This window comes from Paenibacillus prosopidis, from assembly GCF_003337375.1.
GTDB lineage: Bacteria > Bacillota > Bacilli > Paenibacillales > Paenibacillaceae > Pristimantibacillus > Pristimantibacillus prosopidis.
Map to the genome: position 1 here is coordinate 43,623 of NZ_QPJD01000019.1, position 25,680 is coordinate 69,302.

25 protein-coding genes and 1 pseudogene are annotated in these 25,680 nt (G+C 48.9%); 16 read left to right on the forward strand and 10 right to left on the reverse strand.

Translation table 11 applies throughout. The features are described from left to right. The first annotated feature begins 35 nt into the window (after positions 1-35). A complete protein-coding gene (gene iolG, locus DFP97_RS24780; RefSeq protein ID WP_114383338.1) occupies positions 36-1,070 on the forward strand; it encodes an inositol 2-dehydrogenase in 1,035 nt (344 codons plus the stop codon). 27 nt (positions 1,071-1,097) lie between these two features. Beyond that, complete coding sequence (gene iolB / locus DFP97_RS24785; RefSeq protein ID WP_114383339.1) at positions 1,098-1,916, forward strand: 5-deoxy-glucuronate isomerase; 819 nt, start codon at positions 1,098-1,100, stop codon at positions 1,914-1,916. Between the two features lie 304 nt (positions 1,917-2,220). On the opposite strand, the gene DFP97_RS31760 is transcribed toward iolB, so the two are convergent. The 3 genes and pseudogenes from DFP97_RS31760 to DFP97_RS24795 form a co-directional block, all read right to left on the reverse strand. Beyond that, the gene (locus DFP97_RS31760; protein WP_245976594.1) at positions 2,221-2,421 is read right to left on the reverse strand and encodes a YiaA/YiaB family inner membrane protein; all 201 of its coding nucleotides are present in this window, start codon (positions 2,419-2,421) and stop codon (positions 2,221-2,223) included. 84 nt (positions 2,422-2,505) lie between these two features. Then, a pseudogene (locus tag DFP97_RS32155) lies at positions 2,506-2,721 on the reverse strand (YiaA/YiaB family inner membrane protein); the annotation flags it as partial. 185 nt (positions 2,722-2,906) lie between these two features. Beyond that, on the reverse strand, positions 2,907-3,122 hold the full coding sequence (locus DFP97_RS24795; RefSeq protein WP_114383341.1) for a hypothetical protein: 216 nt from the start codon (positions 3,120-3,122) through the stop codon (positions 2,907-2,909). A 199-nt stretch (positions 3,123-3,321) separates the two neighbouring features. Between DFP97_RS24795 and DFP97_RS24800 the strand changes: the two genes are divergently transcribed. Continuing rightward, complete coding sequence (locus DFP97_RS24800) at positions 3,322-4,221, forward strand: sugar phosphate isomerase/epimerase family protein (protein ID WP_114383343.1); 900 nt, start codon at positions 3,322-3,324, stop codon at positions 4,219-4,221. Positions 4,222-4,497: 276 nt separating this feature from the next. Continuing rightward, positions 4,498-5,652, forward strand: a complete 1,155-nt coding sequence (yunB, locus tag DFP97_RS24805; protein ID WP_245976586.1) for a sporulation protein YunB — start codon at positions 4,498-4,500, stop codon at positions 5,650-5,652. Between the two features lie 65 nt (positions 5,653-5,717). Here the strand turns inward: yunB and DFP97_RS24810 are convergent, their stop codons facing one another. Continuing rightward, on the reverse strand, positions 5,718-6,773 hold the full coding sequence (locus DFP97_RS24810; RefSeq protein WP_245976587.1) for a M23 family metallopeptidase: 1,056 nt from the start codon (positions 6,771-6,773) through the stop codon (positions 5,718-5,720). Positions 6,774-6,905: 132 nt separating this feature from the next. Between DFP97_RS24810 and lipA the strand changes: the two genes are divergently transcribed. Together lipA and DFP97_RS24820 are read left to right on the forward strand one after the other, a co-directional pair. Then, positions 6,906-7,850: a lipoyl synthase gene (gene lipA / locus DFP97_RS24815; protein ID WP_114383344.1), complete on the forward strand. Its 945-nt coding sequence runs from the start codon at positions 6,906-6,908 to the stop codon at positions 7,848-7,850. A 25-nt stretch (positions 7,851-7,875) separates the two neighbouring features. Next, positions 7,876-8,538: a YutD family protein gene (locus DFP97_RS24820; RefSeq protein ID WP_245976588.1), complete on the forward strand. Its 663-nt coding sequence runs from the start codon at positions 7,876-7,878 to the stop codon at positions 8,536-8,538. A 59-nt stretch (positions 8,539-8,597) separates the two neighbouring features. Here the strand turns inward: DFP97_RS24820 and DFP97_RS24825 are convergent, their stop codons facing one another. Next, entirely contained in the window at positions 8,598-10,541 is a 1,944-nt protein-coding gene (locus DFP97_RS24825; RefSeq protein ID WP_114383346.1) for a rhamnogalacturonan lyase, read from the reverse strand. Between the two features lie 295 nt (positions 10,542-10,836). Here DFP97_RS24825 and DFP97_RS24835 point away from each other — a divergent pair, with 295 nt between their 5' ends. The 3 genes from DFP97_RS24835 (at position 10,837) to DFP97_RS24845 (ending at position 15,407) form a co-directional block, all read left to right on the forward strand. Beyond that, entirely contained in the window at positions 10,837-12,489 is a 1,653-nt protein-coding gene (locus tag DFP97_RS24835) for a rhamnogalacturonan acetylesterase (protein ID WP_114383350.1), read from the forward strand. A 58-nt stretch (positions 12,490-12,547) separates the two neighbouring features. Next, positions 12,548-13,654, forward strand: a complete 1,107-nt coding sequence (locus DFP97_RS24840; RefSeq protein WP_245976596.1) for a rhamnogalacturonan acetylesterase — start codon at positions 12,548-12,550, stop codon at positions 13,652-13,654. A gap of 487 nt (positions 13,655-14,141) precedes the next feature. Continuing rightward, positions 14,142-15,407 (forward strand): ATP-binding protein, encoded by a 1,266-nt coding sequence (locus DFP97_RS24845; protein ID WP_114383352.1) that lies wholly within the window; start codon positions 14,142-14,144, stop codon positions 15,405-15,407. A gap of 79 nt (positions 15,408-15,486) precedes the next feature. On the opposite strand, the gene DFP97_RS24850 is transcribed toward DFP97_RS24845, so the two are convergent. The 3 genes from DFP97_RS24850 to ylbJ form a co-directional block, all read right to left on the reverse strand. Further along, complete coding sequence (locus tag DFP97_RS24850) at positions 15,487-16,902, reverse strand: immunoglobulin-like domain-containing protein (protein ID WP_114383354.1); 1,416 nt, start codon at positions 16,900-16,902, stop codon at positions 15,487-15,489. A gap of 239 nt (positions 16,903-17,141) precedes the next feature. Next, on the reverse strand, positions 17,142-17,939 hold the full coding sequence (locus DFP97_RS24855) for an NAD kinase (RefSeq protein ID WP_114383356.1): 798 nt from the start codon (positions 17,937-17,939) through the stop codon (positions 17,142-17,144). 98 nt (positions 17,940-18,037) lie between these two features. Beyond that, the gene (ylbJ, locus tag DFP97_RS24860) at positions 18,038-19,138 is read right to left on the reverse strand and encodes a sporulation integral membrane protein YlbJ (RefSeq protein ID WP_181873670.1); all 1,101 of its coding nucleotides are present in this window, start codon (positions 19,136-19,138) and stop codon (positions 18,038-18,040) included. Positions 19,139-19,562: 424 nt separating this feature from the next. Between ylbJ and DFP97_RS24865 the strand changes: the two genes are divergently transcribed. After that, positions 19,563-19,952, forward strand: coding sequence for a globin domain-containing protein (locus DFP97_RS24865; protein ID WP_114383360.1), 390 nt, complete (start codon positions 19,563-19,565; stop codon positions 19,950-19,952). 5 nt (positions 19,953-19,957) lie between these two features. Then, entirely contained in the window at positions 19,958-20,698 is a 741-nt protein-coding gene (locus DFP97_RS24870) for a DUF2225 domain-containing protein (RefSeq protein ID WP_114383361.1), read from the forward strand. Here the strand turns inward: DFP97_RS24870 and DFP97_RS24875 are convergent. Continuing rightward, a complete protein-coding gene (locus tag DFP97_RS24875; protein ID WP_114383362.1) occupies positions 20,695-20,937 on the reverse strand; it encodes a hypothetical protein in 243 nt (80 codons plus the stop codon). The genes DFP97_RS24870 and DFP97_RS24875 overlap by 4 nt on opposite strands. Then, positions 20,934-21,104 (reverse strand): YycC family protein, encoded by a 171-nt coding sequence (locus DFP97_RS24880; RefSeq protein ID WP_114383363.1) that lies wholly within the window; start codon positions 21,102-21,104, stop codon positions 20,934-20,936. Before DFP97_RS24880 ends, DFP97_RS24875 begins: the two co-directional genes overlap by 4 nt. A 115-nt stretch (positions 21,105-21,219) precedes the next feature. Between DFP97_RS24880 and DFP97_RS24885 the strand changes: the two genes are divergently transcribed. Genes DFP97_RS24885 through fsa form a run of 5 tightly spaced genes read left to right on the forward strand, consistent with a single transcriptional unit; the run spans position 21,220 to position 25,644 of the window. Then, positions 21,220-23,019: a M3 family oligoendopeptidase gene (locus tag DFP97_RS24885; RefSeq protein ID WP_114383364.1), complete on the forward strand. Its 1,800-nt coding sequence runs from the start codon at positions 21,220-21,222 to the stop codon at positions 23,017-23,019. A gap of 44 nt (positions 23,020-23,063) precedes the next feature. Next, positions 23,064-23,750 carry a CBS domain-containing protein gene (locus DFP97_RS24890; protein WP_114383365.1) on the forward strand — a complete coding sequence of 229 codons (687 nt, stop codon included), beginning with the start codon at positions 23,064-23,066 and terminating at the stop codon, positions 23,748-23,750. After that, positions 23,747-24,547 carry a pyruvate, water dikinase regulatory protein gene (locus DFP97_RS24895; RefSeq protein WP_114383366.1) on the forward strand — a complete coding sequence of 267 codons (801 nt, stop codon included), beginning with the start codon at positions 23,747-23,749 and terminating at the stop codon, positions 24,545-24,547. The genes DFP97_RS24890 and DFP97_RS24895 overlap by 4 nt, the downstream gene beginning before the upstream one ends. 35 nt (positions 24,548-24,582) lie before the next feature. Continuing rightward, a complete protein-coding gene (gene ndk, locus DFP97_RS24900; protein ID WP_114383367.1) occupies positions 24,583-24,981 on the forward strand; it encodes a nucleoside-diphosphate kinase in 399 nt (132 codons plus the stop codon). A 21-nt stretch (positions 24,982-25,002) separates the two neighbouring features. Further along, positions 25,003-25,644 (forward strand): fructose-6-phosphate aldolase, encoded by a 642-nt coding sequence (fsa, locus tag DFP97_RS24905; protein ID WP_114383368.1) that lies wholly within the window; start codon positions 25,003-25,005, stop codon positions 25,642-25,644. Positions 25,645-25,680 lie beyond the last annotated feature (36 nt).

A 25,680-nucleotide genomic window follows, 5' to 3' on the forward strand; every position in this document is an offset into this window, starting at 1 on the left:
TTCGGAAGCTCGGGAAGAGCAGGGGGAAGAGCGAATTGAAAAAAATAAATATCGGTATTATTGGCGCCGGGAGAATTGGCAAAATTCATGCGGACAACATTTTAAGATTTCCAAATGCTAAAATAACGGCAATCAGCGACCTGTTCGCGGGACCAGAGCTCGAGGCTTGGGCAGCTGAAAGAGGGATTGGCATCGTAACTAAAAACAGCGACGATATTATGTCCAATCCGGATATTGACGCGGTGTTTATTTGTTCCTCGACAGACACTCATGTACCGCTTATCAAGCAAGCCGCACAGGCGAACAAACATATCTTTTGCGAAAAGCCGGTGAGCATGGATATATCGCAAACGGAAGAAGCGCTCGAAGCAGTCAAGGCAGCCGGCGTAAAGCTGCAAATCGGGTTTAACCGGCGCTTCGACCATAATTTCAAACGGGTGCGCGAGCATGTCCAAGGAGGAACGATCGGAGAGCCGCATCTGATTAAAATCACTTCGCGCGATCCGAACCCGCCGGGTGAAGATTATATTAAAGTATCCGGCGGTCTCTTTATGGATATGGCCATTCACGATTTCGATATGGCGAGGTATTTATCCGGAAGTGAAGTTGAGGAAGTGTATGCACAGGGTCAAGTGCTGGTCGATCCGGTATTTAGCAAATATGGGGATATAGATACCGCAATCATCACTCTCCGGTTCCGGAATGGCGCTTTAGGCGTGATCGACAACAGCCGTAAGGCAGTATATGGTTACGATCAGCGTGTGGAAGTGTTCGGGTCCAAGGGAAGCGTAACAGTAGCCAACGATCATCCGAATAGTGCGGTCGTAAGCACTGCGGAAGGGATCGTCTCTGACAAACCGCTTCATTTCTTCTTGGAACGCTACAATGGCGCTTATGTGGATGAAACCCAGCAATTCATTGAAAGTCTTCTGAACGGCAAGCCTCTTGTCGTAGACGGGAACGACGGATTGCAAGCGGAGAAGATCGCGTTAGCCGCGAAGTTATCTGTAAGTTTGAACCGTCCGGTAAAGCTGAGCGAGGTTCATGAACTGAGAATGACGCTCGCGTAGATTGGACAATTGAAGGAGTGAAGGGGATTGTCAAAATTAATCGTTAAGCCGGTTCACCATTCGGACCAGGATACGAAGCTGTTGTCCATAACGCCGGAAAGTGCAGGTTGGACCTACGTGGGATTTGAAGTTCACCGCCTTGCGGCGGGCCAATCCTTGCGCTGCGCAACGGGGGAACTAGAAGTATGTCTGGTATTGCTCAGCGGTAAGGCGAACGTGACCACAGCACAATGCGCATGGCAAAATATCGGGCAGAGGATGAGCGTGTTTGAAAAAATACCGCCTTATTCGGTGTATGTTCCGAATGGGGATGAGTATGAAATCGTTGCGCTTACGGATGTTGAAGTAGCGATTTGCAGCGCACCCGGAAACGGTAATCATTCGGCGCGGCTCATCGCACCGGGGCAGGTAGGCGTTGAAACCCGGGGTTATGGGAATATCGAACGGCAAATTCATAATATTTTGCCGGAGCAGGAACCGGCTGACAGCCTCCTCGTTGTTGAAGTGTTTACGCCTAACGGTCACTGGTCGAGCTATCCGCCTCATAAGCATGACCGTAATGCGCTTCCTGATGAGTCCTTATTAGAAGAAACTTATTATTTCAAGGTTCAGCCAGAGCAAGGCTTTGCGATACAGCGGGTATACACGGACGATCGTTCATTGGATGAGACGCTAATTGTCCAAGACGGTCAAGCCGTACTGGTGCCGCGCGGTTACCATCCTGTGTCTGCACCGCCCGGTTATGATGTTTACTATCTAAATGTCATGGCCGGTCCGGCCCGCGCCTGGAAATTCCATAACGACCCGGATCATGCCTGGATTATGAGCAAGTCATTAGCAAAGTAAAAGAAGCAAGCAAGGGCCGCCGATTGTTACCGGCAGCCTTAAATGGAAGAACATCTTTAATGAGGTTTATTTCGATTTTTTCTGTGCTGCGGATCTTCCCTGCTTACTCGGATCGCTTGATTTTGGCGCGACATGCTGCGAGTTGGGTTTGTGTTGATCGCTCATGAATGATGCTCCTTTCCTTTGGCTTCTGTTTAGTTATGCGCCAATCGCAAAGAAACTATTACTGATCCTACATTCCCTTAAATCTAAGAAAATTTGCAAAAACCTCTCTTCAAATGAAGGGAGGTTTTGCTCTTTCCTATTAACTTTCAAACTCCTCAGCAGCATTCATGTGCAGGCGATCTTCCTCATTGTCCCGAATCGTTTTTTGCAAGACAAGGCAGGCCACGATCAGAAAGGCACCTGCAAGAGCATAGTAGCCTTTTACGTAGAGCGGCTCTTCCAGCGTGTAAATCCCAATATATTGAGCGAGGATAGCAATGATAAAGCCGGCCCATGCCATAAACGTGAAGGCGGAAGTATTTCGGCTTCTGTAACCGGGATTGTAATCCTTGAGAAATTTGTCCTCGTCGTTATCGCGCGCTACTTTTTGCAGAAGGAAGGACGTGATGATTAGAAGAATGCCGGTTACGGCGTAATAGCCTTGCACGGACATGGGCTGCTTGAGCGTGTATATCCCGATAAATTCAAAGCCGCATGCGATGAGGAAGGCAGCCCACGCCATAAAGCTGTAAGTCGGGGTGTTGCGGCGGCGGTAAAAGTTAGCTGGTTTGCGAACGTGCATCGTTTCCATTTTTTCCATTAGAGAAAGCCTCCTGTATCAAGTGGTTGTTGATAGCTTTAGTTTACAGCTTATTCCTGTTTGCAAAAGTACCAACTATTTGTAGTACCAGGTACTAGATACAATCGCTGCACATTTCAGGCTTTTAAAATGCGAAACGGTGCCATCCTGTTATGTTAAAAGGACGACACCGTGTTTGTTGCGTATTAGCGCTTTTTAAGCTCGAAAAACTCACACTCTTTCCGGTTGTGATAAGCGATATCGCTTACCCCTGATTGGGTAACGACAATGCGATCGTCAAATCGTACGACTAGCGAGCTGGAGTCGACGATATGATTGTCTTGAAAAACGCGGATGCGCGCCTGCTTCTCGATAGCTTCTTCAAAATCCTGATCGGTGAAAATGCGACGATTGACTGCCATTCGTGGCCTCCTGCTTTGATAAGTGCGATTTTTATTGTTCCAGTCTATCTCATCTGCTACCGATTGCAAAGTCCTCATCGTCAAAAGCAACCACAGTCAAATGAATAGACCATATAGGCAAAGCTGAACGAAGAGGTGCAGGTCGCGATATGCTACGATTAGGAAAGCGTTAAAAACTAATTTATGGACGAGGTGGAGTATGAAAATATCCGTTTTTACCGTAATGCTTCCTGATTGTACGCTTGACCGAACCGTAGAGCTGCTTAGCAGAAATGGCTATGATGGTGTCGAATGGCGATTTACGAAATCCGATAGGGCTAAGCGCGAAGAAACGCCGTCGTTCTGGGGAAATAATTTATCTACCGTACAGTCGGACGCATCCGAGGAGGAGCTTGTTGCATTAAAGCGGCTCACCGATGATGCGGGCCTAGAAGTGCCGAATGTGGCGGCGTACATTCAAAGCGGTGACCTGATTGCAACGGAGCGTGCGATGCGCGCGGCTAAAGTGCTTGGCGCACCATCGATTCGTATTGGTGTACCTGGCTATGATCGCAGCCGCCATTATGCGGATCTGTTGAAGGAAGCTCGCGAGTATTTGCACGAGACGCAAGAGCTGAGCAGAACCTATGGCGTGAAGGGTGCCATAGAAGTGCATTTCGGCAACATCGCATCAAGCGCAACCCTAGCCCGCCAGCTGGTTGACGGATTTGATGCCGATCGGATCGGAGTAATCTATGATCCGGGAAATATGGTTTATGAGGGCTTCGAGCAATACAAGCTTGGAATTGAAGTTCTCGGTGACTATTTAGCGCATGTCCATGTGAAAAATGCAGTGTGGCAAAAAACGAATGCTGCGATGCCAGTCTCGGTCGGAGGAGCCGGGGGTGCTGTCTCCTCAGAGCAAGCGAAGCCGCATGATCCGGTTTGGCGGGCTGCGTGGGCCCCGATCGCGGAGGGAATCGTTCATTGGCCGCAGGTCATTGCCGATCTACGTGCTGTCGGTTACGACGGCTGGCTCAGCTTCGAAGACTTCAGCGGCTCTGCTCCATCGGAGACGCTGCTGCGCGAGAATATCGCATACATCCACTCCTTGTTGTAAGTGTAGTTAGAAACAAAGCGCTCCAGTATGCTCGGAACAATTCGTCATGAGGTGCAGAAATGCACCTCATTACACGTAAAAGAGCCCGAGGCCTTAATGGGGTGCCAGAAATGCACCTCATTTCACGTAAAAGAACCTGAGGCACTCCGGCTGCTTCTCGTTGCCTGAAGAATAGGCGCCGCCGCTGATGAGTTGCCGGGCATTCTTCTTTTTTGGCCGAGTCCCGCATAAGTATGGGTATAGAAAGCGGACAGGATGATGCGGGAGGGATTCCGATTGGCGAAATGGGGTAGGAAAGGCTGGCGTTTTCGTCCATTTGGCGGCAGCCGGATGCAGCTTTGGTCGGGTCGTCCATTTTCTAAAGTGAAGACGGTTAGCTGGGGCAGCCGCTCAAGCGCGGCTTCATCAAGCTCCATCCCGAAGAAATGGGGTTCGGGATCAGGTTCCTCCTCTATGAAATGGGGAGCCCGCTCGAGCTCCGGCAGCGGGAAATGGGGGGCGCGTCGGTCAGTTTTCACGTTCGGCAGACGAACTCGAGGCAGCAATAGCGAAGGAACTGCAGGCGCATGGGGCACCCGTCCGCCTAAACCTCGTGTACGGAGACGGACTTTTGTCATTATTTCACTTATCGTGATAATGATTTTCTCGATTCAAGCCTTTGTATATGTGGAACGGAATTTGCGTCCGCCGCTTATGAATATCGCGAAAATACGGGTAAAACAAGTGGCAACGCAGGCGATAAACAAGGCGATCACCGATCAGGTTGCGCAGCGCTCTGAATCCGAGAAGCTGATTGATTGGAAGATGAACAGCAACGGAAAAATATCGGGCTTCATGCTTAATTACGCTGAGCATATGAGCATCACTTCACAAACGATAAATACGGTTCAGAGTACTTTAAGTGAAATGAAGGATATCCCGGAGCATATTCCGATCGGACACGCGCTGAACAGCGCGATTATTTCCTCCTTTGGACCAAGAGTTCCAGTGAAGTTCGAGCCCGTTGGAAGTGTAAAGGTCGATCTCAGCACGCGTCAGAAGGACGCGGGAATAAATATGATTTTAGTCGAGGTATACATACGGATTGTTGCGGAGGTCACGATTATCATTCCGTTCGATACCGAGCCGGAGTTAGTTGAAACCGAAATTCCAATTTCGTACCTGCTCGTAGTCGGAGATGTTCCAATGTACTATTACGACAATACCGGCAAGCCGGTAGGCGAGTCGGCGGCGGAAGCGCCTAACATATCCGTTCCGCTCGGACAGGGAACAGGCGGAGGAGTGTCATCGAGTTCCGAGAACAGCGAAAACCCTACTGATTCTGGTGCTGACAACTCAGGTGAAACAACGGAAGCGCCAAGCGAGGGCGCGGGTAACACTAACACTCATGACGGTGCCGCAAACAATACCGGCAATTCAGGACCCGAATAATAAGCCCCTGCGTAAAAAAACGACTTTATTACCCTGGAAGGGCGATAAAGTCGTTTTTACTTGCTTTATTTTCGGGATCGCAACCGTTTACGCTCAGCTTGTTCCCAGCGGCGCAGCATCGGATAGGGATCAAACGACCACTCGATTAGTCCGCGGTCGCTATACACCCCGTAATGCAAGTGAGGCGGAAACTTCCCCTGCGTACCCGGCTTGCCGTAGCCTGAGCTACCGACCCAGCCCACAACTTGACCGGGCTTCACGATATCGCCTATTTTAACCGATTTGTCATAGCCGGACAGATGAGCGTAATAATGGTAAAAGTTGTTCAGATCGCGTATGCCGATCCGCCATCCTCCATAAGGATTCCAGCCCTTTACTTCAATAACGCCATAGCAGGTGCTGCGAACGGGTACGCCATGATTGGCAAAAATGTCCGTACCCTCGTGGGTTCGCCTTCCGCCCCAGCTCCTGCCCGTTCCCCATGTGCTGCGGTATGAGTAGTTGCTACCTACCGGCACAGGGAATGCATGCTCGAACAGATCGAGTCGGCCGAACTGAGCGTAGATTCGGGCAAATTGCTGAATGCGTTGAACGGAGCGGCTATTTTGATAATATTCCCAAAGCCCGATTGAGAAATCATCTTCAGCTGTCCCGTAGGTGGAAATGCTGTTTACAAGAGAGTACAGCAGGTCAACATCGCTTGTTCGCTCGGCGTGCCCGTTACCGTCACCATCGCGGCCGATGCCATTAAACCAGCGGATGGATACAGGGGAGCTATCCTCCAAATCCGGATTTAAAGGTCCTGCCCAGCGCTCTTGATCGATAAATACGCCGACGGAACTGCCAAGCATAGGCCGGGCCTTCGGCCTTGCCTTGGACATGGAACGCTCATACTGATCGATTGCCGCTATCCAATACCAAGGAATGTTAGTGAGTACATTTAATTTGTCATACAAGCTTCTTCTTGCAGTGAGCTCATTCGGCTCTGCCGCAGCTGCCCGCTCATTTGCCGCTTTTGTCTGCTTGGATTGACCAGGGGATGCGATCACATTGCTGACTGGCTGGACAATGAGCAAGGTGGCTGCAGTTAACGCTGCTGCAAGAGGTATAGTCAGTTTCAATCGTCTCACCCTTTCAAAAGCATGACGGTTATAACGTTATGTTTCGCAAATCATTGGTTTTTATTCGAAACATGTTATAATAAACCCATGAGATTTGGACTTATAAATGAACGTGAAAGCAGGTAATGCCGCATGAAACAGCAGGAAACCCTGAAAAAGCCTGATTGGCTTCGCATAAAATTAGCAACAGACGGCAACTTTGCCGAAATTAAAGATATGATGCGTTCCAAAACCTTGCACACCGTTTGCGAGGAAGCACGCTGTCCTAATATTTATGAATGTTGGGCCAACCGGACAGCTACATTCATGATTTTGGGCGATATTTGCACGCGCGCTTGCCGTTTCTGCGCGGTTAAGACGGGTATGCCAACCGAGCTCGATTTGGAAGAGCCGGAACGGGTAGCGGAAGCAGCCGAGCAAATGGGCTTACAGCACTGCGTTGTCACATCCGTTGCACGCGATGATCTAAAAGATGGCGGAGCATCTATATTTGCTGCAACCGTTCGTGCGATTCGCAAACGGATGCCTTTTTGCCGCGTGGAGGTACTTATTCCCGATTTTCTAGGTAATAAAGAAGCGCTGCAAATTGTAATGGATGCTAATCCGGATATTTTGAATCATAATGTTGAGACGGTGGAGAGACTTTCGGACCGCGTTCGGGCGAAAGCGAAGTACAGCAGAACGATGGAACTGCTTAGACGTGCGAAAGAGATGAAACCGAATATTCCAACCAAATCGAGCATCATGCTCGGCGTAGGAGAGGAATGGGATGAAATTTTGCAGACGATGGATGATCTTCGCGCCAACGATGTAAATATTTTGACGCTGGGTCAATATTTGCAGCCAACGCCTAACCATTTGCCGATCGTACGTTATGTCCACCCGGACGAATTTGCAAAACTAAAAGAAGAAGGGCTGAAACGCGGCTTCCGGCACGTAGAATCCGCGCCGTTAGTACGCAGCTCTTATCATGCGCATGAGCAAACCGATTCGGCACACGCAGCCATTGCTGCAGATAACGCCCAAGCGGGAATTGACCGTGAGGTTTCCTCAGGCGCTTGCTCAAGCAGCATGTAATTGACGCTCAGATGAGGTGGAGAACATGGCATTGATTCATATCGGCGGCAAATCCTATGAAATAGTACATGAAAACAGAAACGGATGGAATCCTGAAGCGTTTCGGGATCGATACAGTGAAGTGCTGGAACGATACGATTTTATTGTGGGCGACTGGGGCTACAGTCAGCTGCGGCTGAAGGGCTTCTTTCGAGATAACCATTCGAAGGCTTCAAAGGAAAGTACCTTTTCGAATATGCCTGATTACATCAACGAATATTGTAATTTCGGCTGTGCGTACTTCATTCTTGAAAAAACGCAAAGCACGAAAAAGGAACCGGAAGATTATGACTTCGACCTAGAGGATCAGCATCCGAGACTGGAGGCTGCCGATCTTCGCGAAGCAGCAGAGGCTGGCTATTCGGAATTGTTTGAAGCTGGGGAAGCGGATGATGATGAGGTAGCCAGCGCACGGGAAGCTGCCGTTGCACCGACGCATGAAAGGCATAATCGCGGACAGCGCGGCGACAACCGAAGCGGCGGAGATAACAGGGGCGGAGGCGGCCGGCGTGAGCAGCAGCAGCGCAAGGGCTACCGCGGCAACGACCATCGGGGTAAAAAGCCGATCCGGCTAGCTGCCAGCGAAACCGCAGCCGCAGCCGCATCAGCCGAAATGAATCGACCAAACAAAGACACCGGACGCTCCTAATTGGAGCTTTCCGGTGTCTTTTTTACATGTATTATAATTATTCTGCCTAAGCGCCGGCCTTAATCTGCTACAAAAACAGCAGGAGATGGAGGAGGATTCATTCCCTCGCCCAGGTAATAGCTTGTATGCGGCGGCTGATTATAGGCTACGTTCTGCCAAGCGATCCCCAGACGGTATACGGGATCGTGCATGAGTGTAGGAAGCCGGTATCCGGTAACGTCCGTCGTCGTATAAATCCGCAATGCCGTACTGTCAGCTGTGCGCCATATAACCTCCTCCCGCCAGTCGCCGAACAAATCAGCCTGGAGGCTAGGGGTACCTTTGGTATGATTATTTGAGAGTGTTCCGTCCGCAGATAATAGCGTTACAGGCAGGTTGTTGACGTAGTCCCACTTTTCGATCTTGCCGACGCCTGTGGCGGTTGTGGCGTTCCAATTATGATCGAGCAGCTCGCGCTGAAGATCGCCATCCCACCAGATACCGAAGTTGATGGAATTCGGCTGTGTACTGCTTATCTTGACACCGGATGCACTGAATAGCCCGTATCCGCCAGAAGCCCACACTTCCTCGCCCGGATAACCGGGATGGATATCCGCTGACATTCCGCGTCCCGTATCTTTACCGGTAAACAGACCCCAAATGGTTTCCCCCGTATCTGCGTCACGGAATTCCAAGCCGTAAGCAGCAGTTTTTGATTCATGGACTTGGAAGAGCTCCATCCCAGGCCTGCCCGGATCTAGGTCCCCTAGATGCATCGCGTCGCCGTGTCCGAGACCCGTGGTGTACAGGCCTTGGCCGTTATTGTCAATGGCACAGGCGCCGTATATGATTTCGTCTTTGCCGTCGCTGTCCACGTCGGCCACACTCAGGTTGTGATTCCCTTGACCAGCGTATCCGGATAGTCCAGGGGTACTGGAATCAAACGTCCATACTTCGGAAAGCTGACCTTCGCGCCAATTATATGCGGTAATCACCGTCCGTGTGTAGTATCCCCGGGCCATGATCAAGCTTGGATGCTTTCCGTCCAAATAGGCGATGCCAGCCAGGAACCGATCCACCCGGTTGCCGTAGCCGTCTCCCCAGTCACTCACATTGCCGCGCGGCGGATTGTAAGGAATAGTCACCAGCTCCTTGCCGGTGGCCCCCTCGAATACGGTCAAGAATTCCGGTCCCGACAAGATGCGGCCGGCCGAATTGCGGTAATCGGCATTTGGATCGCCTATTACTTTGCCGGCCCCGTCAATGGTGCCGTCAGCCGTTTTAAAGGCCAGTTCCGCTTTGCCGTCGCCATCCAAATCATATACTATGAATTGCGTATAATGTGCACCGGCTCGAATATTACGTCCCAAACTGATTCTCCACAGGAACGATCCGTCCTGCTTGTAGGCATCCATATAGACGGGACCGGTAGTTCCGTCCTGGGAATTATCCTTCGAGTTGGACGGATCCCACTTGACGATCAATTCGTATTTACCGTCTCCGTCCAAATCCCCGACGCTTGCATCATTCGCGCTGTACGTGTAGGCTGAACCGTCAGGATTGATGCCTCCAGCCGGCTTTTGAAGAGGTACATCGCGATAAGCTTGCCCCCATACGGAGGCCGGTCCCGACGGCTGCCGTTCCTTGCCGCTCCATATAGGCGTGACGGTATAACGGGACTCTGTCGTTCCTTCCGGATCAAGGAGGTTCGTGGAGGAAGTTATAGCCGTATCATTCAATCTTACTCCATCACGATATACATGGAAGGAAATACTTGCCGGATCCGTGCCCAGCAGCCGCCAGCTTACAAATACACCATTGTCCGTTTTAACAGCTGTAACTCCGCGGTCCAGAAACTCCATTTGCCGTTTTCCCTCTGTTGTAGCTAATATTACCGAACCTGATTCCGCAACCGCTCTCAATGGAGCGCTTACCGTGACGATTTGCAGTGATGCAAGCAGACAAGCTCCGGTAAGGGCAGCCCGCCGCTTCCACGGCGTTTTCTGTTTTTTCTTTTTCATCATCAAATCCTCCTCTATGGAATGCTGTCTTTGATTGCGACATGCTTAAAGTAAATTATGGAACCATCTTTCGTAAATAGGAGATATTTAAACGGTTTGAATATTTTTGCTGACAAGAAAGTGCGAGTCCGGCAAAAAAATGCTAAACCGTTATAGGCCAGTTCATCATAACTTATTTGTTATATGCAAAAAGTTCTTATTGATGGAAAATACTGACTTGTATAAATTTATTTTAAACGATAAAGGGAGGTGGGAAGCTTACTTTTTTTCATTCAAAATAAATGCGGAGGATGAGTAGATGAATAAAAAAAGAATCAAAAACATGGTAATCATTACTCTATTGTTAAGTGTAATCGGAACTGGTAGCGTTCAATCCGTCATTCCGGCAGCAGAGGCGGCCCCCTCCAAGAAATCGCTGCTTCTATTTGACTGCGGGACAGGGGCGGCGGCTACTGGTTATACACAGCTGTTACCGTCTAGCGCTTTCAACGTGACGCTAGGGTATGGATTTGAGGATGCTACTAAGGTCACTTCCCAGAGTCGGGAGTATCCTGACGCGCTTCGCGGCGATTTATGCCTGCCGAACGATACCTCGTTTAAAGCGAATGTTCCTGATCACACTTATCAAGTTACCATTATATCCGGTGACCAGGAGGCCCCATCGTCCATGAGCGTAACGGCAGAATCCGTTCACGCAGCGGATTTTTCCGCCGCCGCCGGGAAATTTGATCAACAGAGCTTTCAGGTTCAAGTTCAAGACGGTCAATTGAACCTGGCCTTTTCCGGTACTTATCCTGCGGTAAATGCTATAGAAATTTCAAAGGTTTACCGGTTTGATTTTGGTCCCGGCCTCGTAGAACCGGGTTACGAGAAAATACTGGAGAATACAGAATACACGACCGGCAGAGGATTCGGTTTTGCGGATGTGACGAAGGTTACCTCCGCGGACCGCGAGGCTCCCGATAATCTTCGCAGTGATTTCGTGATGCCGGGCGGGACCTCCTTTGATGTGGATCTGCCGAACGGGGATTATCAGGTAACTCTGATAGCGGGCGATCAAACGAGTGCGAACCTCATGGATGGCGTTTCGGAAGGGATAACGAAAGTAAGGGCGGTATCGACTGCAGCAGGCCAATTTGCATCCGTTTCCTTTAACATCGCCATCATTGACGGTCAAATGAACCTGGAGCTGGCAGGTTCGGATGCGCGCATGAATGCATTGGTGCTAACCAAACTGCCGAATCGTGTTCAGGGTCAAGTACCGAACGTGTATTTAGCAGGCGATTCGACAGTGATGACCTATTCTTCCCGTTATTATCCGCAAGCCGGCTGGGGACAAAAAATCGCGAATTATTTTACAAAAGATGTGACCTTCACCAATAAAGCCATTGGAGGCAGGAGCTCCAAGAGCTTTGTCAAGGACGGGCGCCTGGATAACATTCTGACGGAAATTCGTCCGAATGACTTTTTATTCATTCAGTTCGGACACAATGATGCTTCCAGCGTACCCGAGCGGCATACGGATCCTTATACCACTTTTAAGCAATACTTGGCGATGTATGTTGACGGCGCACGGCAGCGGCAAGCGCAGCCCGTGCTTATTACGCCAGTGGGACGAAGAAGCTGGGATAGCGCAGGCCTTTTCAAAAATGATTTTCCGGACTATTACGAGGCCATGCAGCAGGTGGCGGCGGAGAAAAGCGTACCTTTGCTCGATTTGAATGCAAGAAGCATCGCGTTTTACAATTCGGTCGGAATTGAGGAATCCAAGTCGCTTTTCTTTTGGCTGGAACCAGGGATATATCCGAACTGGCCGAACGGCGTACAGGATAATACCCACTTTCAAGAGTTCGGGGCCGAACAAATTGCAAGACTTGTTAGCGAAGGCGTTCGCGATTTAGATTTGCCGATTGAAGCTTACTTATTGCAAAGGAGCGATTATAGTGAATAAGGGGAAATGGATGAAAGCGTTATGTGCTTTTTTTATGGTGGCCGTCTTATTTAGCGTCATGCCGAATTTGCATGTTGAGGCGACAATGAGCGAGTTAAAGTTTGATTTTGGCAGCGGTAGTGTGGAATCGGGTTATATTGGGGTCAGCGCTTCTGAAAGCTACAGCCAGACAAAAGGTTATGGATTTAATACGCCGGAAAATATGCTGAATGTTACTGCATCCGGCACGGGTGAGGCAAGCGATGCCGTTCAATTTCTAACTTATGGCACGAAAAGCACAAACACGTTTAATGTAGATCTTCCAAATGGACTTTACGAGATTAAGGTCACATTAGGAAACACCGCAAGAGCAAGCGTGGCGGCGGAAGGGGTTTATCAAATCATCAATATGACAGGAAATTCCGCTGCAGATAAATTTCAAATTCCGATTACAGACGGACAATTAAACATACTCGTAACGGAAGGCAAGGCAGGTACGGCTTTCACCTTAAGCGCCTTAAAGATCAGGAAGCTTTCTGATACTCCTGTTACTAATAGAACGATCTACATAGGCGGAGATTCGACCGTGTGTAATTATTATCCGTTAGACAGTAGTGTGCAGGCCGGATGGGGACAACTTTTTCCGGACTTTATTAGCGCAAAAACATTTCAAGTGAGAAATATGGCTTCAGGCGGTCAGATTGCAAGGGGTTTCCGGAATGATGGACAACTGGAAGCCATACTGAAGTACATTAAGCCAGGAGATTATTTTATACTGCAGTTAGGAATAAATGATACAAACCCAAAAAACAATACGACCGAAGCGGAATTCAAAGAGATTATGCGCGATATGGTCGGGCAAGTTATAGCTACAGGTGCCACTGTTGTCTTATCCACTCCTCAAGGCAGAGCGACAGATTTTAATTCCGAGGGCGTGCACACTTCCGTGAACAGATGGTATCGGCATGCCACGCTGGCCTTGGCGCAAGAAGAAAATGTTCCACTCGTTGACCTTAACGTTTTAAGTTCAGCATACTTTACATCAATAGGTCCGATCGCTACAAGTGCGCTTTATATGACGGGAGATAGCTTACATCCTAATCGCCAAGGAGCAGCGGAACTCGCACGAATTGTAGCCGAGGACTTGCAGAAACAAGGCTTGGATGGTTTTTCTATTGATGAATAAGCAATATATATAAAAGAACAAGCTCAAACGCCACTAAGAAATATGGCGGTTTGAGCTTGTTCTTTTCCGGTGACCTTTTCTCAACTAAAGGTAGTTAACGTAAGCGTTGAGATGTTAAGGCAAATTTTGAAAGAATGGAAGCGGATCCAATGTCCTCGGCCAGGCGTATAGTTATTTTAAGTACATTTTAAGGCTATAGCAGATCCTATGTCGCACAGTTTGCATTTTAGGCATCTTTCACACAAATAGCGAATCCTATGTCCGCATAAGAGTGAATCCTGATCTGCGAAAACACTGGCGTCTCTCATTGCAGGTCTTATATCCACTTACTGGCCTTATTTTTTAGTGGGAAAACAAGGAGGATCATAATTGACAGTAATAGTAATAAAGAGGAAATCGAACAGAAATAAAGAATTAATATTGGTAGTGTTGCCCATTAGGGGAGTAAGGCATAATAAATCATTTAATAAGGGGTTCGCAAAAGGTCATGTTGCTGGAAAAATTATTTCTTAACGTCCTTATTGTCTTAGCTCCAGTTTTAGTCTTTACCGTGTTTGGCGACCGCTCTCGGTACTCCAACTCTCCTTATGCGATAGGTCTTTTGCACGGGATTTCGTCTTCACTATGCCTGATTTTCTCATACTACGCACTAGATTTATACTGGGATCTCAGGTATGTCCCACTTGTGATTTCTACGGTGTACGGTGGACCGGTTGCTGGTTTTATTAATTTCCTGATGATTTTGGCTACCCGTACTTATCTAGGCGGAGACGCGCTATTGTTTGGATTTATAAGCATTACGTTGGCGTTTTTGGGACCTTTATTATTTGCCAAGAAAATCGCTCGATTAACCGGGCGCAGGCGAATAAGAGCAGTGGTCCTCATTTCCGTAATCCCCTCTGTTGTTATGCTGCTTATTTTAATTTCATATACATTCCTTAAACAGGTTGAAAAGCCCTTGGATTTTGAGCCCATCTGGGCAGTTTTGTTTTTTGGATTGATTCAAACCTTAGGGACTTGGTTATCCTGTACGCTTCAGGAATTTAACTTTGAAAGAGCTTTAATGAAAGAGGAAATTCAACGTGCAGAAAAGCTTAAGACATTAGGTGAAGTCGCCGCATCCATTGCACATGAGATCCGCAATCCGTTGACTGTTGTTCAAGGCTTTTTACAACTCATGAGTGCAACAATCGTCGAGGGGAAAAATCGAAGTTATTTACAATTTGCGTTAGATGAGCTTGCAAGAGCAGAGGTAATCATTAATGATTATCTCAACTTTTCAAAGCCAAAATTGACAAAATACGAAAATTTTTCTTTATCTGATTTAATTGAGAATATCACTATACTCTTAACGCCGTTGGCAAGTTACAAAGGAATACAGTTCGATAACCAAGTGGAACAGCAAATTCATATGTACACCGATCGCGGTCAGCTGCAGCAAGCATTAGTCAACGTAATTAAAAACGCAGTAGAAGCTTCACCTGAAAAGGCAGTAGTACAAATAAAACTGGTAGTAAAAGGTGATCGAGTTGAACTGAAAATAATTGACAAAGGCAAAGGGATGACCCCAGAAGAGATCAAGCGAATCGGGACTCTGTTCTATACCACGAAAGAAAGTGGGACAGGACTCGGCACCTCTGTTGCAGTACGAATCATTGAGGCGATGAAAGGAAGCATAGTTTATGAAAGTGAAAAAGGCAAAGGAACCGTTTGCACCATTTCTTTGCCGTTAGAATTACAAAACAGCTTTTGAGCTTAGTGAAGCGGATGCTGATGGTAAAAGGGTCTGCCCTCGCCATTTGATGACAAAGAACAGACCTGAAACAACCTGCTTATGGAAGCTGCTTCACAGTAAGCGTGAACGTTTTTATATCTCCGGCTCCATTGTTACTGATCAGTCCCATCATTGTTACTGTAATATCGCCTTTGCCATGAGCCGGGCGGTTTACGACCGTTCCATTATCGGAAATGACGGACGGGTTAGACGAATACCAGACGATCGTGCTGCCGTAATAACCTATGCCGGTAAGTCCGATCGGTTTGGTGACGGAACCCGCGGAATCCTTATCGGCGAATGTAATATTCAGGTCCGCTTTATCGGCAGCTACCTTTTCGACGCTCGTAAATTCTCTTTTGACAGTTAAGTAAAAGACTTTGAGGTCCGACACCCCGTTACTCGTGATGACGGCAGTCAGAGCTATTGTTACGTCTCCTGCCGTAACCGCGGGACGATGAATGGTTTTACCGTCGGCTGAAAGGATATCCGGAGCGCTGGAGCTCCAAAGGATGCCCGAACCGTTTGCCCCTGCCGTTGGTAATTGATCTAACGGCCGGGTAACGCGGCTTATCGTATCCGAACCGCCGAAATCAATATCAAGGGCAGCTTTGTCGCTTGCGACCTTCTGTGCATCCGTGAGCTGCTGTTTAATGGTTAACTGGAAGGTTTTCGTCGCAGAGGCGGTGTTGTTAACGGCATACGCCGTCATGATGACGATCGCGTCTCCACTGCCGGAGGCCGGTCGGTTAACAGTCTTTCCATCGTTTGAAATAATCGTCGGGGCGCCGGAGAACCATGTGATCGTCGAGCCGTTGTTACCTCTGGCGGGAAGCGCTTTTAACGGCTGCGTCACGCGGTCGGCCGTATCCGTGCCGTTGAATTGTATTTGGAGCCCAGCCAGATCAGCAGCCGCTTTTTGCGCATCCGTCATAGTTGCTGGGACTGCTTTGACGATCAACGTAAACGTCTTGCTGGCCGTTGCCTGGTTGTAGCGAAGGTTAGCCGTCATCACGACGGTTTCATCCGCCGATTGCGACCGGTTCACAGTTAGTCCATTATTGGAAATAACATTCGGTTTGTTGGAGCTCCACGTAATGGCAGAGCCATTATTCCCTTTAACGGGAAGCTGGATAGCACTCGTTACCCAATCGGCCCGATTCCCGTCTGCGTAACGGATTTGCAGTGTTGCTTTGTCCCCGGAAACGCGTTGAGCATCCGATAAGCCTTGGTTTTCTTCATCCTTATCTTCTTTACATTTCTTTTGATGCTTTTCAATATTCGCTTTTATAGCCGCTCTCGCCTTCTCATTCTTAACTTTATCGAGCGCTTTCAGCAAGCCCGGCGGTACACATTCCTTTACGTTCTTCCCGTGATCCTTTGGTTCATGCTTTCCTTTGTCGCCACTAGCCATTGCAGTACTGCTGAATAGAAGCAAGGAACCTATTACGATTAGCGATAACCACTTCTTCATACCCGATCACTCCTCATTTCTCAAAATGGTAATTGTTGCCTTACTGAGAGGATTCGGTTAGATATGGAAGTTTGTGGGGGCTACCGCAAAAAATCTTTCAATCGGTCTTTTTAAACAAGCTGAAATCGGATTTTATAGCTATTCGTAAAAATAGTAAGGCAAACTTCACTCGCCATGAGTCCAGCATCACGGGAAATGAGGTTTGCCTATACTTGTCCTAACAAAATGTTAACGGCTTGCTAACGTACGTCGTATCCAAGGAAAGCTTCGCGTACCCGGTTCCAGAAAGGAAACGGACGATAGCGGGCAAAGCTGACTTTGCGGCTGGATACGTTGCAGCGAATGGAGCGGATGTCGCTGCGCATAATGCTGACATGATCGACCGTAAGCTGCAGCCGCTGCTCTTTCTTCGAGATGATGTCGCAATGATGATGCTGAGGGAGCAGCACCGATGAGCCAAGCGTACGGTAGACGCGATTATTGATGGATGCGATCTCAGCGATTTGCAACGATTCAATTGACGGATGGACAATTGCGCCGCCTAAACTTTTGTTGTAAGCCGTGCTTCCTGAAGGGGTAGAAATGACAATTCCGTCGCCGCGGAACATTTCGAACATTTCATCATTTATGTTGATTTGTACGACAAGCGTCCCGTCTACACCTTTTAGCGTAAATTCATTTAGTGCTAAATAGTGACGGCTTTCTGTAGGCGTTTCCAGCTCGATCTCCACTAACGGGTACCTTACTATTCTCGGTGTTTCGTTAGCCATCATTCCGACAAGCTCCTCTAGCTCGTCTGCCTGCCAATCCGCGTAGAAGCCAAGATGGCCTGTGTGAATTCCGACAAAAGCGACATCCGTAATTTGATCGACATAAGTATGAAAAGCTTGCAGCAGCGTACCGTCCCCACCAATGGAAATGACGATTTCCGGCGTTTCGTCATTTCGAATGAAGCCGCGCTCTGCAGCTAGTTGGTGAAACTTTTCCGTTAACGCTTTGGATAACGAATCCCCTCGATCGATAACCGCATAATTCAAAGGTAAATCTCCTTCCGATCTCCATAGTACTTAAGATGATAAAGGAAATTGCCCTCATTTTCAATGAGCCGAGCGCGAGACTTAATAAGCCCGACTGATCATGGTCCGAGCCAGCCCCAAAGGACATATACAAGCGTCATTGCTACAAAGCTATGCAGCAGCCTCGCCAGTATAAAAGGGCGGTAACGCAAATCGGTCCGGCTGAGCAGGCTGGCTACTTGAGCATGTACCGATAATCCTCCCCAGGAAAGTACCCATGCGGCAATCGCGGCTTGATGCATCAGCCCGGTACCTGCAGTGCCTGCTGCGCGAGCGCCAAGCGTTACCTCGAATAAGCCGAAAACGCCTGCATCTGCCAGCTGCTTGGGCAGGCCTATTGCACCGAATAAATAACGGAGCGCTTCAGCAAGCGCTTCAACGATGCCTGCATGCGTAAGCAATTCCATCACGACGGAGAAGAATACGACAAGACCACCAACGACGATCATTAAACGCAGCGCCGACTGAACGGAATCCTGCAGCAGCTTGCCAAGATCCCTTCCATCCAGCAGCCTTGCGTCGTGCATGGCTTTCAGCGCTTCCGCAACGCGGGAGGGACGGCGTTTTTTTACAGTTTCAGTTGAAGCTTCAGTTGAGCCTGGAGCTGTACCGATGCGCCTGTTAGCCGACGATGCAGGAGCATGACGATCGTGGAAGCGCATGAGGAAGCCGATCAGCAGTCCGCCGCCGTAATGCGCCGCCGCAAGCACGGGTGCCAGCGCTACATTTTGGAAGAAACCGACTGATACAGCCCCGATTAGGAAAATAGGATCAGACGTCGTCGTGAAAGCGACTAACCGCTCGCCTTCCGAACGGTTGATAAGCCGCTGCTCCCACAGCTGAGCGGTTAGCCTTGCGCCGACAGGGTACCCGGAAATATAGCCCATTGTAACGACAAAGCCTCCGATGCCGGGAAGACGAAATAATGGTTTCATGAGCGGATCTAACAGCTTGCCGAAAAAATGAACGATCCCGAAGCCGAGCAGCAACTCGGATATTACGAAAAATGGGAATAACGCTGGAAAAAGCACCTGCCACCAGATCGAGAGCCCACGAAGCGAGGAGTGCAGCGTTTCGGTTGGAAAGACGGTCATTAACAGCACAATAAATAGTGCGGCGAGTGCGGTTATCGATAAAGGATGGACGAGCGCGCGCAGCAAGATGACCGCCTCCTTGTAAGATTGAATGTCAAAAATAATACGGAACCGAGGCGTTGTACAACCCCTCCTAAACGTATATGTAGGACATGGGTGATCCATCACTGGACATGGTAAAAAATAAATTTTTCATATTAAGAAAACGCTTGCAAAAAAGCTGGATTCCTTCATTTTTTATGGTACAATGGAATTACCTTTGAAATGGTTGGAGTGATGAGCATGAGTATAATCGCTGGCATCCTTGTCTGTGCTTTCGTCTATGTCATACGAGAATCTCTTACAGCACCTGGTGAAGAGGACTATGAAGGTTAAGCAGTACCGTCTAAATGATGAGGCCCGCAAAACGATGCGGGCTTTTTTTTGTCCCTGAAAAAAAATTTTTTGTGATATAATACTAAATACCTACAAAATGGAGATGAAATTGACGATGAATAGGAATATAAGCCTTTATGAAGCGATCGGCGGATCTGAGACAGTAAGACTATTAGTTGAGTCTTTTTACCCAAAAGTACAGGCTCATCCGCTGCTGGGACCTCTATTTCCACAAAATATAGATCCCGTTATAGAGAAGCAATATTTATTTCTAACGCAGTTTTTTGGAGGCCCATCGTTATTCTCTGATCAATATGGCCATCCGATGATGCGAGCGCGGCATCTGCCATTCCCTATTACTCCAGAGCGGGCGGAAGCATGGCTTGACTGCATGCGAAGAGCCCTGCAAGAAGTCGGACTAGATGAACAACTGCAAGCGATCGTCCTTGACAGATTATCCGGTCCTGCACATCACTTTGTGAACACATCGGAAGAGGAGACGTGATCCCTATGGAACCGCTCTACCAATCGAAAATAGAATGCATATGCTGCGAATCAACCTATATGACATCACGCGTTCGTCCAAGCTTCAAAAAAGCGGTCAAGACGGACACTGACTTTTGCGGGTATTATAAAACGGATGTAAATCCTGACTTTTATGTCGTCCGGGTTTGCCCGAATTGCGGATTTGCTTCGACCGAAAATGGGCTTGAACGCTTAAGTGATCTGCAGAAGAAGCAGTACATAGATAAAATAGGTGCTCGCTGGGAGAAGCAGGACTATTGTAGTGAACGTGATGCTCAGCAGGCTATGACCTGCTATAAGCTCGCACTTCTTTCTGCCCAAGCTGTTGGTGAGAAGGATCGTGTGCTTGCAGGTATTTTGCATCACATTGCTTGGCTGTACCGTTATGAAGCGAACCAGAGTGAAGAAAAGCGGTTTATGCGGTTTGCGCTGCAAGCCTACATACGCGTGTATGAAGTGGAAGGCGTCTCTCTTAACAACGCAAAGCTGATGTATATTATTGGGGAGTTAAATCGTCGTATTGGAGAACTGAACGATGCTGTACGATGGTTCTCTCGTGTCGTGAACGACAAAAAGATCATCGATGCGGCAATGATCCGGGCATGCCGCGAGCAGTGGCAGCAAATCCGCGAGGAAATGGAAGCGGGCCGCGCAAGCTCGTCCGGCGATACATCGAAACCGGATGGCCATGTCCATGCGGATACGACCATCTCATCGACCGCTTAGCGGCGGGGTTTGCGAAGTGTGCGATCCGTTAGCAAGTAATCACGGTCAGCATCCACTATCGTAACTTTATTGCGGCAGCACGGGAAGACGAGCAATCTCTTCATGCCGTCTTGAATGTCCTGAAGCTCTGACGGACGTACGGGGAGCAGTACATTGTCCGCATTGCAAAAGGGACAGCTTGATACGTAGAGATCACCCATTAATATGTCATAAGGCCACGCTTTCTCAAACGGAATCATGATTTTTCTTCACTCGGGGGCGATGCGGGACTGTCATTCTTAGCAAGCTCTGCGAGCTTTTGCAATAAGATATGGCGAGGCATATGCATCAAATGCTCTAACGGCACGCCAAGCTGCTCTGCCAGCTTAACGGCTGTATCGGCTGATATTTGCAACGGTTTAGACATGGTGATATTCCTCCATTTTCGATATAATTAAGTTATACACCGCCGGGAAGGTTTGCGCAAATAAAAACGCGACCCTTTCTCGGCTTTTTTTATCTGAATAGAGAGGATGAAGCAGATGCAGAATGGATTTCCGCAAACCTGGGATTTGGACGTTTTTTATGATGGAGGCTCAAGTTCGGCTGCTTTTTCACAGGAACTGAAAGGCATCGGGGAAAATATAGACAAGCTCGATGCCGCACTTTCAAAGAAAGCTGGGACTGGCAGTCAGGAGATTGCGGCAATGACGGAGCTGCTGCAAAGCGTATTGCTGCGTCTGCGCGAGTCCGAATCTTTCGTTTCCTGCTTATTGGCGCAAAATGTTAAGGATTCAGCAGCCAGCTCGCTCAATGACCGAGTGAAGACGTTAGCCGCTAAGTTTCTTGGCGTACTTACACGCTTCGATAATACGCTTCGCGGTCTCAATGATGAAGCATGGACGAAGCTGATTGAAAACGAGAAGCTGACCGAGGTTGCATTCAACCTGGCCGAGAGGCGGGAGCTTGCGAAACTGAAGATGGCTCCTGAGTTAGAAGCGCTAGCCGGCGATTTGGCAGTAGACGGTTATCACGGCTGGGGCGATTATTACAATTTGATCGTATCTAGAGCAAAATTTAACGATGTCGGTAAGGATGGAGAGAAGAAGATTTTATCGGCTGGTCAAATGCAGAACCGACTCTCGGACGGCGATCGGGCTGTGAGGCAGGCTGCGTTCGCAGAGTGGGAGCGGGAATGGTCGGAGCAAGCGGACCTGTGCGCCGAAACGTTAAATCGGATTTCCGGCTTTCGCCTAAAGCTGTATGAGAAACGCGGCTGGGAATCTGTGCTGCAGGAGCCGCTGCAGATGAACCGTATGAGCGAAGCAACTCTGCAAGCTATGTGGACAGCTATACAGGATGGCAAGCAGGAGCTTGTCCGATATCTGGAGCGAAAAGCGAAGCTGCTAGGGGTAGAAAAGCTTGACTGGCACGACGTTGAAGCGCCGATTGGTTCTGCGGCGCGGACGATTCCGTATGATGAGGCAGCCGCTTTTATTGTAGATCAGTTCCGAACGTTCAGCCCGGAGCTTGCTGATTTCTCCGAAATGGCATTTAAGGATGGTTGGATTGAGGCGGAGGACCGCGCCGGTAAGCGGCCTGGCGGCTTTTGCACCTCTTTTCCGAAGAGCGGGCAAACCCGCATATTCATGACCTACTCAGGTACGGCCTCGAATATTTCGACGTTGGCGCATGAGCTTGGCCACGCTTATCATCAGCATGTCATGAACGACTTGCCTGCATTGTCCCAAGAGTATGCGATGAATGTGGCAGAGACGGCTTCGACATTTGCAGAGCTGATCGTATCGGACTGCGCGATGAAAGTAGCGGTTGATCCGGAGGAAAAACTGGGGCTGCTGGAGGACAAAATTCAACGATCGGTCGCTTTTTTCATGAACATCCATGCGCGCTTTTTGTTTGAGACCCGTTTCTACGAGCGCCGCCGTGAAGGACTTGTATCCGCCGGGGAGTTGAACTCGTTGATGGAAGCGGCTCAGCGGGAAGCGTATTGCGATATGCTTGGTGAAGTGCATCCGAATTTCTGGGCAGCGAAGCTGCACTTCTACTTAACGGATGTGCCGTTCTACAACTTCCCATATACGTTCGGCTATTTGTTCAGCGCAGGCATTTACGCGAGATCGCTAAAGGAAGGGGCGGACTTTAAAGAACGGTACGTTTCCTTGCTGCGGGATACCGGACGAATGAGCGTCGAGCAGCTCGCGAAGGAGCATCTTGGCGTGAATGTGGAGGAAATTGACTTTTGGCGCGATGCTGTCGCTCTAACCGCTGTCGATGTGGAGCAGTTTATTGAAATGACAAACGAATTGTATGGTAAAAATTAATATGATATATTAATCATCGAATAGTAGTGCTATATCAAATAATTATGACTCATATAAAGATTGGGGGGAGTACGATTCAGCTATCATCACGGCAATTGGAGCTTCTTGAGCTCGTAAAGAAGCATGCGCCGGTTACCGGCGAACAATTGGCAGAAAGTCTCGGAGTCAGCAGGCCGACGCTGCGTTCGGATTTATCGCTTCTCGTCATGCTGGGCTTGCTTGATGCGAAGCCGAAGGTCGGCTATTTTCTCGGTAATACGTATCGTTCCAGCAGTGAACCGCTGCAGCGCTTAAACAGCATGCAGGTTAGAGAGGTGCAGGGGGTTCCCGTCAATGTGCCAGACTCGTTATCCGTGCACGATGCCGTCATCACGTTGTTCACTGAAAATGCGGATACACTCCTTGTCGTTAACGAGCAGAAGCGCTTCGTTGGCATAGTAACTCCTAAGGATTTGCTCAAAATAACACTGGGAAATGCCGGCGCCGCAGCTATTCCCGTCAGCATGGTGATGACCCGCTATCCGAATATCGTGTCGCTCATGCCCGAAGATTCTGTTATGGAGGCGATACGCAAAATGTCGCTCCATCAGGTTGATTGCCTTCCGGTCGTTGTCCCTCGTGAGGAGCAAGCGCTGGATCCGGAAGTAACCGGCTGGGTATCGAAGTCGAACATTATACGTCTGATGGCGGACATCGCGACAGTTGGGGAATTGGGGGAGCAGGATTTATGACACAGCAAATTATTTATGTATGCTCCGATGCTGTCGGTGAAACGGCGGAAGCGGTGGCGAAGGCGACCTTACGCCAGTTTTCATCCGAACACGTAAAAATTAAACGGTACGGACATTTGAAATCAGAGGATGAGATTGTGCGTATCGTTACGGAAGCAGCATACACAGGAGGCTTTATAAGCTACACCCTCGTACAGCCTGAGCTTCGGGAATTGATGAAGGAAGAAGCGCTTAGAACTGGCGTACGGGCAGTTGACGTGATGGGGCCGATGATGCAGGCATATGTCGATACGTTCGGCAGCTTTCCGAAGCGGGAGCCGGGATTGCTGCACTCCATTGACGATGCTTACCATCGCCGGATGGATGCGATAGAATTTGCAGTGAAGTACGACGATGGCAAAGACGCGCGGGGATTCATGCAGGCACAGGTGGTGCTCATTGGTGTATCCCGAACATCGAAGACGCCTCTCAGCATATTTTTGTCTCACAAAGGGATTAAAACGGCCAACCTCCCCCTTATGCCGGAAGTTAATCCGCCAGAGGAACTGAAGCCTGCGCCTGGACGGTTAATCGTCGGACTAACGATGCAGCCGGAGCATTTGCTCGGAATACGTTCGGAACGGTTGAAGACGCTCGGGCTGCCTTCATCGGCACAGTATGCTTCAACGGAGCGGATTCTGGAGGAGCTCCAATATGCGGAAGCCGTCATGAAATCGCTGGATTGTCCTGTCATTGACGTTACAAATCGGGCAATTGAGGAGACTGCGGGCATTATAACTGAATGGCTTAACAAATAAATGGCTATACCGTTAGAGACAAGGGGGAATCCAAAATGGATAGAACATTTGTAATGGTTAAGCCTGACGGATATGCACGAGGATTGGTAGGACGCATTATGGCGCGCTTCGAGGAGAAGGGCTTCAGACTGGTGGATGCGAAGGTTATGCAATTAAGCAGGGAGCATGCCGAGCAGCATTATGAGCATTTGCGCACAAAGGTGTTTTTTGATGAGCTGGTAGATTTCATCGTGTCTGGACCTATATTCGCAATGATATGGGAAGGCAAGGATGCCGTAAAAAATGCAAGAGCTCTCATTGGGGCAACAAATCCTTCAGATGCGCTGGCAGGAACGATTCGCGGCGACTTCGCGATCGACGTGGCGAGCAACATTATCCATGGCTCAGACTCCGATGATAGCGCGGAGCGGGAAATCAAACTATTTTTCCATTAAAAAAAGGGAGATGACCGGATTATGAAATTTTTCTTGGATACAGCGAACGTTGAGGAAATTAAACGGATTGCCAAGCTTGGGCTTGTTGATGGAGTAACAACTAACCCTTCGCTCATCGCGAAGGAGGGACGGGATTTTAAACAAGTCATCCAGGAAATCAGCAGCATCGTATCCGGTCCTGTCAGCGCAGAGGTTATTGGCACGAAGGCCGACGATATGCTGAAGGAAGCTTTTGAAATAGCGGAATGGGCTCCGAACGTAGTTATTAAGCTCCCATTGACGGAGGATGGCCTGTACGCAACGCACGCGCTAGCGGAGAAAGGAATTAAAACGAACGTGACGCTTGTTTTCTCCGCTGCCCAGGGGCTTATGGCTGCCAAAGCCGGAGCCACCTTCATAAGTCCGTTTGTTGGAAGGCTTGACGATATTGGCGTAGAGGGCTTAAAGTTGGTTCGTGACCTGAACGCTATTATCCGAAACTACGGATATTCAACCGAAATCATCGTTGCAAGCATTCGTCATATCGGCCATCTGGAGCAAGCGGCTATTGCGGGAGCGCATATTGCGACAATACCAGGATCGCTGCTGCCGTCTCTATGGAAGCACCCGCTTACCGATATCGGGATCGAGAAGTTTCTAAGCGACTGGGCTAAACAAAAATAAGGTTCAGAAAGAATAAATTGAGTAGTTGACGAATGG